This window comes from Phormidesmis sp. 146-33 (genome assembly GCF_052939515.1).
In genome coordinates this window covers 1-14,636 of sequence record NZ_JBJPHU010000058.1, presented here as the reverse complement: position 1 = coordinate 14,636, position 14,636 = coordinate 1, and the positions used below count along the sequence as shown (strand labels likewise).

Below are 14,636 nucleotides of genomic sequence, written 5' to 3'. Positions count from 1 at the left end.
CAAAGCCCTCCCTCATCCCTTTCTTCCATGCCCCAACCCATTCTCTACATTGCCATCACCAATCACGGCTTTGGACATGCGACTCGTGCCGCTTCGGTAGCCGCAGAAATTCAGAAATTGTGTCCAGAGATTCTGTTGATTTTGGCGACAACGGCTCCCCGATCGCTCCTCGAAGCTTACATTCCCGGTGATTTCATTCATCGGCCTCGTGCGTTTGATGTGGGCGTAATTCAAAGTGACAGTTTGACGATGGACAAGGCGGCTACCTTAGAAAAGCTGAGAGAAATTCGAGCAAAACAGCGATCGTTGATTGCCTCCGAAGTCAGTTTTATTCAACAAAATCGAGTGGGATTAATGTTAGCGGATATTCCTCCGTTGGCGGCCTCGATCGCGGCTGCGGCTGACATTCCTGGATGGATGATGGGTAACTTTGGCTGGGACTTTATCTATCGAGAATGGGGGGGTGAATTTGACGAAATGGCAGATTGGATTGGGGAGTGTTTTGGGCAGTGCGATCGCTTGTTTCGTCTCCCCTTTCATGAACCGATGGCAGCATTTTCTAACATCATTGATACAGGGTTGACAGGTGTCGATCCGCGATTTGACCTTGAAGAACTGCGATCGAAATTCAATCTATCTGACACCCCAAAAGAAAAAATCGCCCTGATGACCTTTGGAGGATTGGGACTGCATAGAATTCCCTACGAGAATGTGCAAAACTTCCCTGATTGGACATTTATTTGTTTTGATTTGACGGCTCCTGATTATCCCAATTTGCTGAAGATTGACGATCGCTTCTACCGTCCAGTTGACTTTTTACCTTTGTGTGGTCGGCTAATTTCTAAACCGGGCTACAGCACTTTTTCGGAAGCTTGTCGATTGGATGTTCCGATCGTTAGCATTACACGAGAAGGCTTTGCCGAAGCACCCGTTCTACTAGAAGGGATTCAACAGTATGCTCATCACCAAATTCTCACGCCAGATGCTTTCTTTTTGGATGATTGGGACTTTTTGAATCAGCCCTTAATTGCGCCCCACTCAACTCAAACACTCGCGAAAGATGGAAACGCTACTATTGCACAGGCGGCGATCGAGTATCTGAAAAAATCAGGCTATTAGACAGTCAATCAATGTGAGTACACAAGTCCATACTCACTTCGTTCTAGTCGGCTTCAGCCCCCTAAATCCCCCATTCTGGGGGACTTTAAGCAAAAAAGACTTCCAGAGTTTAGAACCCTGATCAGCGTTCAAAGTCCCCCAAATTTGGGGGATTTGGGGGGCGAAGGATTACGGCAAGTACAGATCAATCGACCTATGTATACACGGTAGGCCCTTCTCCCTGAGAAGGGAGTCAGATCTTTTGTTTCCTCTCCTAGGGGAGAGGGTTAGGGTGAGGGCAGAAAGACCGTGCTACACAATTGGGATGCTCCCAGGCACAATAGAAGATGGAGACGTTCGCCTCATAACCCTCGATTATGTCTCAGTATCAGAAAATTATTAGAATCCCTACGTCGGGTAAATCGCTGCTTAGAATTACTCAAAAAATTCAGGCGATCGTCGCTGACTCTGGCATCCAAACCGGAATCTGTTACTTGTTTTTGCGCCACACCTCTGCCAGTCTGATTATTCAGGAAAACGCCGATCCTGACGTGTTGAAAGACTTAGAGAATTTTCTCTTAAAGCTGGTTCCAGAGTGGGAGAATTACATTCATAGCGCCGAAGGGCCAGACGACATGCCTGCTCACATTCGCACCGTGCTCACCCACACTTCTGAGCAAATTCCGATCGCTCAAGGTCGCCTTTTACTCGGAACCTGGCAGGGCATCTACATCTGGGAGCATCGTCAACGGGGAAATAGCCGCGAAATCGTGGTTCATATTGCGGGAGAGTAGGAGATGGGCGGGTGGTTGTAAAAATTGGGCAGCTTAAAACTCAACAGATCAAAACCTTCTGGATTGCCGGAATTTTGGTGGTTGGCAGTTCGCTAGGCGGATGCAGTGTCGAAAAAGCGCGATCGCTTCAGGGGGCAGTCGTTCAATTTAAGACAGAATCTTTGGCAGCGATCGAAGCCATCGACACCATGCGAAAACGGGAACTCGAAGCGCCTCCACGATCGCAAGCTGAGATGCGTCAGAGTTTTATCAATCGGATTCTCAATTCCAAAGTCGATATTAATAGTACGGTGATCGATCTGGCGATCGACCCATTTCAGCCGCCCAAAGTTGCAGAGTGGGACGATTTTATCGTCGATTTGCGCGGTCAGTATGAAGGGTTCGCATCGATTTTTGACAAGCTCAATAGCGGCACACTGGTCAGTCGAGACGAAGCCCGCAAGTCGGCTGAATATGCCAAGACGCTAACTGTTCAGATGGCTTTGTTGGCGGACGCAATTAATAAAAATCCACCGATGCTGACCCAGTATCGATCGGGGGTGATTGTCCGATTTAGAAAGCTGCGTCAAGAGTATCAAACCGTGCTGGCAAAGCTGAAAAATGGCACTGGAAACGAAACACTACAACAATTAAACCAACGCAAGTCTGACCTCGAAAATCAAGCGGGCGAAATGATGGGCGAATGGCAACAGATCAAACAAGAAGAACAAAAACTATTAGAAACAACTGTCGCTCAATGCACCAAAGCGGCTGTGTTGGGCAAAGACTTGATCGAAGTGGCCAATCGCTACGACGAATTAGATCTCAACCAACTGAATACGCTGATTCCGAGAATTTTGACCACGGCTTCTGCCTTTACAGGTCGTGACTATACCAGTCTCAAACTCAAAGCAACGGGCGTGGTGGCTCAGATTCGGTCTGATCCTTTTTGGAGTGATGTGACCCGTAAACTGCTTGATCGGGCCAACACTGCGGCGGCGAGTCGATCGCAAATTCAGGTTAGTCTGCCTGCTGAAGTTGCCTTACCTCCCAGACGTTAGCGGCTAAATCTAGAAACTTTTGTAGAACAGACCAACGCTCAACTCAAAACTCCCACCATGTCAGACCACAATCGGCTCTTTCTACAACAGGCTTCTAACCTTTTAAACGAACTGCAAATTCGCTATCTAGAAGCCGACTTTGACGAACAGGTAGAACTTAAAGATGATCTCGATCGCGCCATGAGCGATTTTTCACGAGCAAAATTGGCCATTCTTAAAAACAGCGTTACCTGTACGTCAGATGACGTCAAACAAATGCAGCAACTGCGAAAAAAAGTCTCTACCGCCCCCAACTTCTCCCAAATCGTTAGTACTGTTGTTAGCTTTGCGACGTTTGTGCGATCGAGATTTTTTTGATGCGTAATTCTTCACCGAGGCGCTGATATCAGAACAGGCAAACCCCTAAGTTACCCTATGTTCACTCTCGAACAGATTGATCAACGCTTATCCGATTGGCAACACAAAGTTGGGCTTGTGAGTCAAATTCTCATCGAATTGCAGGATATTTATACCTATCAACGACTGTCTGGTGATTCAGGGGTTCCTACCATTCAACTAACCGGAGCGACTGCCGCTCAAGTGATGCCTGCATGGGAGGCGATGAATGATTTATTGCAACACTTTGATCTGTTGGTGAAGACCAGCGAGCGCATCACTCAACTGCGAAAGCAATATTCTCGATTTTTGGGATCTCAGCAGATTTTGCAAGAAATTGAGGAGACTTTAACTGACGTTTGGATTCAGCTATCGGTGGAGCGCCTGCCCCCGTCTCAAAGAAATTTTCTCACACAGGAAGGGGCAATCTCGACCATATCACCTGCTCAGTTATTAACGGTGATGTTGGCAGTGTTTCAAACCGCAAAAGAGGTGATGTTGGCGGTGGATGTGGCCTGGTCAGCAATCGATTTGAAGTTATCAACCGCCGAGACAGAACTGCGATCGCTTCGACAATCCGCTAACTTACTGGAGCAAAATATCATTGTCGGACTGACTCAGGCAGAACAGGCGATCGCGACGATTCAGGCTCAGATAGCGCAAGACCCGTTAGGAGTTCACGATCAATTTGAACAAACCATTCAACCGCTGATTGCACAAGCCAGAAACGCACTAGAACAAAGCGCCCAACAACAAACCCAGGTACAAGAAAAACTAGCGATCGCGCATCAGCTTCTCAGCGAATTAGAAAAAATTCATCAAGGTGCGATCGCGGCCTTTGCGGAAAGTCGAGAAAAAGTCGTGGATCACTCAATGCTGATAGATCCGATCGCTTCAGAGCAAATTGCCGCACTTCACCAATGGTTAACTCGATTAGAAACCAAGTTTGCCCAGGGGTTTATCAGTCCGATTTTGGTCGGCTTGGAGAATCTGACTCAAAATATCAATCAAGCGATCGCGACCGAAAAACGGGCATACTCTGCCAATCTTGCCCCGATCGCCACCCGCCAAGAATTGCGCGGCCGACTTGATGCCCTCAAAGCCAAAGCCCTCGCAAAAGGATTGTCTGAAGATGCCACCTTGATCAATCTCGCCACTCAAGCCAAACAGCTTCTCTACACACGCCCAACGCCTCTAGAAAAAGCGTCCGAATTGATTTCACACTACGAAAAACGACTGAATGGCAAGAAAGTTTTAGATTAGAACCTCTAGATTTTTCCCTCTTTTTAAGGGAGCCAGGGGAGATCTCTAAATTTCAGCAGATCAAAAATTCTTTAAAAACAGCTTCTCAATTTCTCCCCCACGTAACCCTCAAGACCTTCTCAAGGAGACCGTTATGAACGCCGACCCCTTGCGGGTAACTCGAAAAGATCGCTGCACTCGAAATCAATGCACTGGCACGATCGAAGATGGCTACTGTGACGTTTGTGGATTGGCGGCCGTAGTCGCCGGAAGCCAGCGATATTCCTCGGTGCGTGTCACTGGCAGAAGTACCCCCGTCACCACCGGGACAGGCTCCTCACCGCTGACCAATCGATCGACAAAAGGCTCTCGGCGCACCAGTCCCACCTCTGCCCGCAGTACCCGTAAACAACTCGGCGCAGGCTTAGTTTCTGTCCCCGAATTGCCCTCAACCGACCCCGAAAAAGCGCTCCTTTTAGAGTCCGTTGTCCCCGAAAACAAACGCTTTTGTAGTAACTGCAACCACGGACTCAAACGCGAGAAAGGATTTTGTAGCAAGTGTGGACAAAAATATTCGTTTATTGCCACCTTGCAAAAAGGAGATCTGGTCGCCGGACAGTATGAAGTCAAGGGCGCGATCGCCTATGGCGGTTTAGGCTGGATTTATCTAGGCTTTGACAAAACGCTGTCTCGCTACGTCGTCTTAAAAGGATTGCTCAACACTGAAGATGCGGCTAGTGCGGCGGTAGCGGTTGCCGAACGTCAGTTTTTAGCGGCGGTCAAACATCCCAATATTGTCGGTATTTATAACTTCGTGAACCACAATCGCGAAGGATTTATCATCATGGAGTATGTCGGAGGAAAAACGCTAAAAGACATTCGCAAACAACGCGGCGTATTACCTGTCACTGAAGCGATCGCTTACATTCATCGAATTCTGAGCGCCTTTGTCTACTTGCATCAGATGGGAATGGTCTACTGCGATTTCAAGCCCGATAATGTGATGTTAGAAGGCGATGATGTCAAGCTGATCGATTTGGGCGGTGTCAGGCGAATTGACGACCCCCACGGCGACATTTATGGAACCGTTGGATACAGTGCGCCAGAAGCAGGAGATGGGCCCACGATCGCCTCTGACCTCTTTACCATTGCCAGAACGTTAGCCGTTTTGATCACAAATATTCGCGGCTTTGGCAAAGAGCATTTGTTTACGTTGCCCAATGCAGACGAAGATCCGATTTTTGCCCAACACGAGTCGCTGTATCGATTTTTGATCAAAGCGACGGCAGACAGCCCCGACGATCGCTTTCAGACTGCTGAAGAAATGGCGGATCAACTGCTGGGGGTGTTGCGAGAAATTGTGGCATTAGAAACCAACATTCCGCGCCCTTCTAATAGCAGTCTTTTGAGCGGCGATCGGTTAGCGATAACCCACGCGGGAAACTTCGCACCCATTCACGCAGACTACGAACAATTGCCCATTCCCACCTTGAACCCCACCGATCTAGGATTCAATGCTGTGATGAATGCCAGCATGATTGCTGATCCGGTGCAGCGATCGATCAGTCTGCAAGCCGTTGTTCACCAATTTCCAAACTCAACAGAAGCCTTGCTACGGTTAGCAAACAGTTTGATTGACGAAAAAGAATATCAAGGCGCAGACCAAACAATCGCCAAAGTTGAAGAGAAAGATCCCTGGGATTGGCGCGTCTACTGGTATCGAGGTCGATTGCAGATGGCGCAGGGCAAATTTAAAGAAGCACAGGCCGCGTTTGATCAAGTGTATTTTGACTTGCCTGGAGAACTTGCGCCCAAGTTAGCATTAGCGTTGTCAGCCGAACAGTCCCAGCATTACCAACTAGCGATTAAGATGTACGAATTGGTGATCAAAACTGATCCCAGCTATGTCTCAGCGGCATTCGGTTTAGCGCGTTGTTTTTGTGCAATTGGCGATCGTCAAAGTGCTGTCGCAGCGTTAGAAAAAATTCCTCAAACTTCTAGCCTGTATACGCGATCGCGAGTCGAAATTGCTCGAACGCTGATCGATCGTGAGCAAAAAATTCCGGGTGCAGACGAACTCAAGAAAGCCTCGATCGCAATTGAAACCCTGACACTGGATGGCATCGATCGCCATCGACTCACCAAACAAGTTTTAGAAACTGCCCTGCATTTAGTGACGACGAAAGCGGTGTCGCCCAGTTCTGCAATGGTCATTCTCGGACAGCCGCTCGAAGAAAATAAGCTCAGAGTGGGACTCGAAAAAGCCCTACGAGACATGGCGCATCTGACCACAGGCGAAGAGAAAATCCACCTGATCGACGAAGCAAACCGAGTCCGACCCAAAACCCTTTTTTGAGTCAACCTAGCCAGCTTTTCAAAACTTTACTCAACTCAGATTATGCAATGTCCCGCTTGCCATACGTCCGTTTTACCAGATGACCAGTTTTGTGAGGAATGTGGCACCGCCCTCAAGCCTGCTCGCTCGATCGCCTGTGCAAAATGTGGGGGCGCGATCGACGCGGAAGGATTTTGCTCAGACTGTGGCTTTCGGGGTGAGATTCCCCCGGTCGAAATTTTGATCGATTCTAATTTGGCAGGCGTGAGCGATCGCGGACTCAAACATTATCAAAATGAGGATTTTTTGGCTCTGCAAGCAATTCAAGAGACTCAGATTCTCGTCGTTTGTGATGGCGTTTCGAGCGCTGATCATCCCGAACTGGCTTCTCAACAAGCCTCCAAAACAGCCTGTCTAACGCTGGCAAACTGCTTAGATCAACCTCCCGTCAATGCTCTAAAACTGGCTGTGAGTGAAGCGTTTTCTGCGGTTTGTCAGCTTCCGAGTCACCCTGGGCTAGAACCGCCCTCGACCACTTTGGTAGCGGCGATCGTTCAAAATGGCAGGGCAACGATCGCTTGGTTGGGTGACAGTCGGGCTTACTGGATTTCGGCAAACGGATCGCGACAACTGACTCAAGATCATTCGTGGATCAATGCTGTGATTGCTTCTGGAGAAATGACAGAATCGGAAGCCCAACAAAATTCACAAGCTCACGCGATTACTCGCTGGATTGGTGCCGATGCCAAAGATGATGCTAATCCTGAAATCGTTGAATTCATTATTCCTGGAAATGGTTATTTGATCCTCTGCACCGATGGGTTGTGGAATTATGCATCAGAGGCTCAACAGATCGCAGATTTGATTCGAGAAAATGACGCACGCTCTATTTCGAGAACATTGATGGAATACGCACGATCGCGTGGCGGACACGACAATATTACAGTTGCAGTTCTACAAGTCAACGACTTCTAAAGGAGAAAAACATGACTCAATTTACGGCTGAAGTCTTTCAAAATCAATACCTTCCTGAAGGCTCTAGAGAAGTTCATGCGATCATGACGGTCAACGCTGGTGAGAATGCAGGAAATACAACTTCGACATCAGGCAGCAGATTATTTGGCATCATTTGCGACACATCTGGATCAATGGGCGGACAAAAGATGCGATCTGCCAAAGAAGCCATGACCAAGATTGTCAATTTGCTGCCCGAAGATGCCAGCTTCTTTATCGTCACGGGTTCCTCTAGTGCGCGGTTGGTGGTTCCTGCGTGTCAAGCGACTTTAGAAAATAAGCAACGAGCGATCGCGAACCTCCGCTCGATCGAGGCGACTGGTGGAACGCTGATTTCAACCTGGCTAAACGAAGCGCTCCAGCAATTCAAACAAATGCCCAATGCGATTCGTCAGGCGCTACTGCTCACCGATGGCCAAAACGACGACTCAGACGAGCACAAACTCACCAAAGTCTTGCAAGATTCAGAGGGCATATTTGAATGCGATTGTCGGGGAGTCGGCACCGATTGGCGGGTCAGTCAATTAAAGCTGATTTCTAGCAAACTTTTGGGCACGACCGACATCATTCCCGATGCGTTGATGATCGAGGCAGACTTTCGATCGATTCTCGAAAAAGCAATGGGAAAAAGTGTCAGCGATGTCTCGATGCGACTCTGGACTCCTCAAGGCGCAAAGATTTTGTTTTGCAAACAAGTTAGCCCCGATATTGTAGATTTGACTCATCGCTCTAAATCCGTCAAAGCGCAAGTTTTGGACTATCCCACCGGGGCTTGGGGCAAAGGCGAATCGCGAGATTATCACTTCTGTATTGAGGTGAATCCGGGTCGCGTCGGTGACGAAATGTTGGCGGGTCGAGCCAGTTTGATCTTTCGCGTAGACGAGACTGAAACCAAAATCGCTGAGGCCAAAATTCTGGCAGTCTGGACGGATGACGACGCAAAATCGACCAAAATCGATCGCCGAGTCGCCCACTACACCGGACAAGCCGAACTTGCCCAAACCATTCAAGAAGGACTCGAAGCCCGCAACCGAGGCGACGTAGAAGCCGCCACCGCCAAACTCGGACGCGCCGTTAAAATTGCCCATGACTCCGGCAACGAAGCCACCGCCAAACTACTCAGAACCGTGGTTGATGTCCAAGACGCACCCACCGGAACGATCCGACTCAAGAAAGCGATCGCCAAAGAAGACGAAATGGCCCTGGAAACGCGATCGACCAAAACCGCTCGGATTCCAAAAGCATAGCCTAAAGCGTTCTCAAAAATCTCTACTTCTAATCGTTATCCATTCCATTCAGCATTATCATGATTGATCACAAACTTGTTACCACAGGCTTTGAACTCAGCGGCTACCAGATTATTAGAAACCTGGGTGTAACGCGAGGCATTATCGTCCGATCGCGCAGTGTCGTGGGAACGATCGGAGCCTCACTACAAACGCTATTTGGAGGAGACATCACGCTTTACACGTCTCTCTGTGAGCAGACTCGCCAGGATGCATACGATCTGATGATTCGTCATGCTCAACAAGTTGGAGCCAACGCCCTAATCGGCGTTCGATATGACGCGACCGAACTCGCCCCCGGTGTCACTGAAGTTTTGTGTTATGGCACCGCCGTTCAGGTTACTCCCATCGCCAAAAATCCCATTGCCTAAGCCACAATGTCTACCTATTTTTGTCCCAAGGGTCACGAATCTACAGAGTCCGATTATTGTTCAGAATGCGGTGCAAAAATGGGCAGTGTTTCTGAGCCAGTTTCGTCCGTTGCCAAAACACCGATTTCTGTCGGAGCTTCTCAGCTTTGTCCCGATTGCAGTGCGCCTCACGAGTTGGGAAGCGGCAACTTTTGCGAGATTTGTGGCTACAACTTCACCACCGGGGCACATGGAGAACTATCAGTAACCATGGCTGCAAGTGACCCGCAAGAAACCGCTCCGCCCCCCGAAGTCACCACCACCCGGCAAAGCGGCGATGAGAAAGCTGCGATCGTCTGGGAAGCCGTGGTCACGATCGATTCAGTGCCCCATCATCCCGACAGTCCGCCCCCGCCCAATTTGGCTCCCGTCACCATTCGTCTCGACAAAACGGCTCATCTCATTGGACGCACCAGCCAAGTGAGAGCCATTTATCCAGAAATTCCCCTCGACATTGATGATGCAGTTTCTCACCGTCACGCCTTGATCGAATGTCAGTCAGACGGAGATTTGACGCTACGAGACATTGGTTCTGCGAACGGGACGGAACTCAACGGTGTAGAAATTAAACCCATGACTGATATTCGATTAAAGAATGCAGACGAGATCACAGTCGGACATTGGACAAGAATACAAGTTAAAGCCGTCTAGATCAAATAAAAATTATGAGTAGTATAACGACCGTAACCAAAAAGACAATCAGTAATCTCAATACGCTTCAACTAATGAGAGGTAGTTTGTTTGTTACCTGGGGAGCAAGTTTATTATTGCTGATGGTGACGATCGCAGGGGCGCAAGGACAACGCAATACGATCAAGACGGTTAGTACAGATGCCACGCCCAGTATCATCACTGCACAACGGCTAAAAGATGCAATGGCTGGTATGGATGCGTTTGCAGCGAGTGAATTTTTGGCACCGCCCAACAGCACACCGATCGATTTACAAGAGAAACCTCAAAAAAATGCCGATGGTAAAGTCATTCAAACTTTTAGCGAACGCTACAATGCCGCTTCGGAGAGATTGGTGGCTGCGGCTGAGAACATTACTTATGGTGACGATGAGCGCGTTCCTATTCAAAAAATGCAGTTGGGGCTGGGGGCTTATCTGACCAAACTTCAGCAGGCGCGAGATGCTCATCTACGAGGCGATCGCGCTGGTACTCTGTCAGCCTATCGATCGGCAATCGAGATCTTAGATACCCAACTCCTACCGGCCGCTGACCTGCTGGCAGAAGTCAACCGCAAAAAGCTAGAAGAAACTTACAGCCAACATAATTTTGACCACGCCCGATCGCTCTTTTTGATCACTGTGTTTGGTTTGGCTGTGATAGTTGTGTTGATCAAGCTTCAGCTATTTCTCAATCAGCGCACTCGTCGCACGATCAATCCTTTTTTGTTGGGAGCCAGTGCGATCGCGGTTATCTTTTTAGCCTCCACGGTGAGTGCGTTGCTCTCTGCTTCGGGGCATCTCAAGGTCGCCAAGCAAGATGCTTTCACGTCGATGTATGCGCTGCGTCAGGCTCGTGCGATCGCGTATGGTGCCAATTCTGATGAGAGTCGTTATCTGTTGGAGTCCGATCGCAATCTTGCCTCAAATCACGAACTTGCATTCCAGGCAAAAATTGACAAAGTTCGCGGTTTTTTGGCGGATGGGCAGAGTAACATCACATTCCCCGGTGAAAGGGAGGCTCTAAACAAACATGTAGATGCCCTATCGCAGTACGTCGTGATCGACAAGAGAATCCGTCAACTTCTTGCCAAGGGCGATCGAGCGGGAGCAATCAGGCTTTGCTTGGGCGAAAATCAGGGCGAGTCTAACTGGGCTTTTGAGCAACTCAAAGAGGCCAATCAGGTCGCTTACGATTTGAACAAAAAGGCGTTTGAGGATGCGATCGCTCAAAGTAATCAGGACATTGCAACCTTAGAATTTAATGCGATGGTTGCGGTGTTAGCGATCGCAGTTCTCACACTTTTGGGATTGATGCCCCGTCTAAAAGAATATTCTGCCTAAATCCCCTCATCCCTTGGCCTACCGTGTATACATAAGTCGATTGATCTGTACTTGCCGTAATCCTTCGCCCCCTAAATCCCCCAAATTTGGGGGACTTTGAACGCTGATCAGGGTTCTAAATTCTGGAAGTCTTTTTTGCTTAAAGTCCCCCAGAAGGGGGGATTTAGGGGGCTGAAGCCGACTAGAACGAAGTGAGTATAGACTTGTGTATACACCGTAGCATCCCTTGGCTGAAGGTTTTTCGCTGTCAAGCTTCTGCCTCTCAAGCTGCCAATTCTGGGGGACTAGCAAGCGTTCCCCAGCCGAGAGTCGTTACAGTGGAAGATTTTTGGGGCGTTTCCCGATGGAGAATTGCAGCGAAGACGCTCATCCGATCGATTACTCTCTCAGCGCATAGCCAACCCCTCGAACGGTGTGAACCAGACGTTTTTCGCCCTTCTCTTCTAGCTTTAAGCGCAGGTAACGGACATACACCTCAATGATGTTGGAATCTCCCATAAAGTCATAGCCCCACACATGTTGGAGAATTTGATCGCGGGTAAAGACTTGACGAGGATGGGTGAGCAGGTATTCCAATAGGTCAAACTCTTTGGCGGTTAGCTCGATCGCTCTTGTCAAAACCTCCGTCTGCCCTCGAAACACTTCACGAGTCCGACGATTTAATCTCAAGTCCTCAAACTGCAACAGATCTCCATCAGATTCCTGAGTGCGCCGTAGATGGGCCCGAATTCTAGCTAACAGTTCCTCAATGCTAAAGGGCTTGACAACATAGTCGTCAGCTCCCGCATTTAACCCGGTGACTCGATCGCCGACTTCATCTCGCGCCGTCAACAAAATTACAGGCACTTTGCTTCCGGTGGCCCGCAGACGACGACAGAGTTCGACTCCGGTTAGCCCTGGCAGCATCCAGTCGAGAATGGCTAAGTCGGGATTTGATTCGCGTGCGATCGTCAGCCCTGACATGCCATCGTGCGCCACACTGACGCGGTATCCTTCGCTGGTCAGTTCGAGTTCGACAAAGCGGGCGAGTTTGACTTCATCTTCGACGACCAGAATGTGGGCAGTCATCGCGATTCTCCTAAAACTTCCAGTACAGCTTTGGGCAGTAGCTGATCTTTGAACCAGACAATTTGGGCGGGAGTCTCGCGAATTTTGACCCCAGCTTTGTCTAAGTTGAGCCGTTCTGAAACCGCCAAAATCAGATCATCGCGTCCCGATTGGCGGACTTGAGAGAATTTTTTCTTGAGATATTCAGGTCGCCAGTAGCCGACGATTTCCAGCAAAAAGGTGCGTCCGTCGGGGTGAACAAGTCGAAAATCAGGAATCATCACACTCCCCGGAATCGGAATTAAATCGACTTCTCGCTCTAGTCGCCACTCGGTTTTGGCTTTCTCCCACCGTTCGACAAAGCCCGCTTCTAGCATACTGTCGTAGGTTTTGCCGGGGGGATAGTGGCTGACTAACCCGCAGTCAGCGTCTAGTGTAAAGCGACTTTTGCGGGTTTTGCCTGCGTAGGTGTCGTTGATTTGCAAATCGGCTGACAGGTTCCATTTAGTGACGTGGAGTAGGGCAGGAAGGAGTTTTGCGATCGCCAATCCATACCGCGTCGAGGGCTTAAACAAGCTGGTGGGCCCATCGACCGTGAGCGTAAACCCATGATCCGCGTCACCTTCGATGTAGGTCATTAGCTGAAAGAGCTTGACGTAGCGAAACAGCAGTTTGTATTCACCCGGATCATTGCGGTGGGCATTTAAGACAATGTGGCTGGCGCGATAAAAAACACCCTGCACTTGAGACAGGTTGTAGCGGTGAATCAACGCCTCTGGCGTAGGGGACTCAAAATCAATCAAAATCTGATTATCTGGCAAGTCGGCGTAGAGTCCCGATCGAATCTGATCACTCAACACTTCACGCCCCAATTCTTGCGTCAGGAGGTCAGCAAGGTGATCAAGGGTAACCTGCGTGGTTTGAACACTGGGCGCAGATTGAGCAGACAGCGCAAAGACCCGTTCTCGCAGCATCGGCGGTTCGAGCGGGCTAACGGTTTCATAGGTGCTAAAGGCGCTGTTGAGCAGGTGGGCCAGACCTCGTTTGATGCGGTAGTCGGTTTCTTCGCCTTCGAGTTCGAGAAGTTGGCGATTGAGTTCACCTTTAGAAGTGCCTTTGGCCTCGTGAAAAAGGGTGATCAGATCTTGAGCGATCGCCAAATTCCCCTGGTCAATTTTGAGGCGTTTGGGAATCAGTTCTTCGCCGCTAAATCGATGAATTAACAACTCACTCGGTAGCATTCGTTCCCCAAATTTCGCTTAAATCCAAGACAAACCCTGACAGAACCGTTTCACCAGAGAGGGTAGCAGGACGATGCAGAATTTCTACAGGCTGACCCGGACGGTAAAATTCTACCTGCTGATCTTCAGGATTAATCAGCCAACCTAGCAAAGCACCATTCTCCAAATACTCCTGCATTTTTGCGCGGGTGTCTTGTACATCGTCGCTCGGAGACTTCAGTTCAGCCACAAAGTCAGGACAGAGGGGAGCAAACTTGCATTTTTGTTGAGGTGTAAGAGCATCCCATCGGGCTTGTTTGACCCAGGCGAGGTCAGGAGAGCGGGTGGCACCGTTGGGCAGTTTGAAGCCTGTTGATGAATCAAAGCTTTTTCCTAGCTGAGTTTGCTGATTCCAAAACCAGAGTTGTCCGGTGAGTCCAGAATTCCAGGTTCCCGTTTCGCTACCAGTGGGTGGCATGATGAGGAGTTCTCCTTGGGCAGTGCGTTCAAATTTGAGGTCACGATTGGCGCTGCAAACTTGTTCAAACTGATCGTCGGTAAGGTCGATTATCGGGCTGAGATTGACGGTGAGGGGCATGGCGGCAATTCAGGAATAGACTACTTTACTTTAACGTCAGTTCGATGAAACTTTCGCTACGGTGATTAATCTGGGCAGCCCCCTAAATCCCCCACCAGTAGGGGACTTTGAACCAGGATTCTTCTCTTCAAGTCCCCCAAAATTGGCAGCTTGGGAGGCAGAAGC

General features: G+C 49.2%; 14 protein-coding genes. 11 read left to right on the top strand and 3 right to left on the bottom strand.

The annotated features are described in order from the left end of the window. Positions 1 to 27 precede the first annotated feature (27 nt). From ACJ2PR_RS21180 to ACJ2PR_RS21130, 11 genes are all read left to right on the top strand, one after another. Positions 28 to 1,119: a glycosyl transferase gene (locus tag ACJ2PR_RS21180; protein WP_446878446.1), complete on the top strand. Its 1,092-nt coding sequence runs from the start codon at positions 28 to 30 to the stop codon at positions 1,117 to 1,119. 356 nt (positions 1,120 to 1,475) lie between these two features. After that, a complete protein-coding gene (locus tag ACJ2PR_RS21175) occupies positions 1,476 to 1,892 on the top strand; it encodes a secondary thiamine-phosphate synthase enzyme YjbQ (protein ID WP_446878445.1) in 417 nt (138 codons plus the stop codon). Positions 1,893 to 1,903: 11 nt separating this feature from the next. Further along, on the top strand, positions 1,904 to 2,932 hold the full coding sequence (locus ACJ2PR_RS21170) for a hypothetical protein (RefSeq protein WP_446878444.1): 1,029 nt from the start codon (positions 1,904 to 1,906) through the stop codon (positions 2,930 to 2,932). A 57-nt stretch (positions 2,933 to 2,989) separates the two neighbouring features. Next, entirely contained in the window at positions 2,990 to 3,289 is a 300-nt protein-coding gene (locus ACJ2PR_RS21165; RefSeq protein WP_446857437.1) for a hypothetical protein, read from the top strand. Positions 3,290 to 3,346: 57 nt separating this feature from the next. Beyond that, positions 3,347 to 4,570, top strand: coding sequence for a hypothetical protein (locus ACJ2PR_RS21160; protein WP_446878443.1), 1,224 nt, complete (start codon positions 3,347 to 3,349; stop codon positions 4,568 to 4,570). Between the two features lie 133 nt (positions 4,571 to 4,703). Next, a complete protein-coding gene (locus ACJ2PR_RS21155; RefSeq protein ID WP_446878442.1) occupies positions 4,704 to 6,905 on the top strand; it encodes a tetratricopeptide repeat protein in 2,202 nt (733 codons plus the stop codon). 42 nt (positions 6,906 to 6,947) lie between these two features. Continuing rightward, positions 6,948 to 7,859: a PP2C family serine/threonine-protein phosphatase gene (locus tag ACJ2PR_RS21150; RefSeq protein WP_446878441.1), complete on the top strand. Its 912-nt coding sequence runs from the start codon at positions 6,948 to 6,950 to the stop codon at positions 7,857 to 7,859. An 11-nt stretch (positions 7,860 to 7,870) separates the two neighbouring features. Then, positions 7,871 to 9,145, top strand: a complete 1,275-nt coding sequence (locus ACJ2PR_RS21145; RefSeq protein WP_446878440.1) for a vWA domain-containing protein — start codon at positions 7,871 to 7,873, stop codon at positions 9,143 to 9,145. Between the two features lie 59 nt (positions 9,146 to 9,204). Continuing rightward, on the top strand, positions 9,205 to 9,555 hold the full coding sequence (locus ACJ2PR_RS21140; protein WP_446857442.1) for a YbjQ family protein: 351 nt from the start codon (positions 9,205 to 9,207) through the stop codon (positions 9,553 to 9,555). 6 nt (positions 9,556 to 9,561) lie between these two features. Continuing rightward, positions 9,562 to 10,245, top strand: coding sequence for an FHA domain-containing protein (locus tag ACJ2PR_RS21135; RefSeq protein ID WP_446878439.1), 684 nt, complete (start codon positions 9,562 to 9,564; stop codon positions 10,243 to 10,245). A 14-nt stretch (positions 10,246 to 10,259) separates the two neighbouring features. After that, positions 10,260 to 11,606, top strand: coding sequence for a hypothetical protein (locus tag ACJ2PR_RS21130; protein ID WP_446878438.1), 1,347 nt, complete (start codon positions 10,260 to 10,262; stop codon positions 11,604 to 11,606). 378 nt (positions 11,607 to 11,984) lie between these two features. Here ACJ2PR_RS21130 and ACJ2PR_RS21125 read toward each other — a convergent pair whose 3' ends face one another. Genes ACJ2PR_RS21125 through ACJ2PR_RS21115 form a run of 3 tightly spaced genes read right to left on the bottom strand, consistent with a single transcriptional unit; the run spans position 11,985 to position 14,471 of the window. After that, positions 11,985 to 12,674, bottom strand: coding sequence for a response regulator transcription factor (locus tag ACJ2PR_RS21125; protein WP_446878437.1), 690 nt, complete (start codon positions 12,672 to 12,674; stop codon positions 11,985 to 11,987). Then, positions 12,671 to 13,894 carry a DUF790 family protein gene (locus ACJ2PR_RS21120; RefSeq protein WP_446857446.1) on the bottom strand — a complete coding sequence of 408 codons (1,224 nt, stop codon included), beginning with the start codon at positions 13,892 to 13,894 and terminating at the stop codon, positions 12,671 to 12,673. Before ACJ2PR_RS21120 ends, ACJ2PR_RS21125 begins: the two co-directional genes overlap by 4 nt. Next, the gene (locus ACJ2PR_RS21115) at positions 13,881 to 14,471 is read right to left on the bottom strand and encodes a Uma2 family endonuclease (protein WP_446878436.1); all 591 of its coding nucleotides are present in this window, start codon (positions 14,469 to 14,471) and stop codon (positions 13,881 to 13,883) included. The genes ACJ2PR_RS21120 and ACJ2PR_RS21115 overlap by 14 nt, the downstream gene beginning before the upstream one ends. Positions 14,472 to 14,636: the final 165 nt, after the last annotated feature.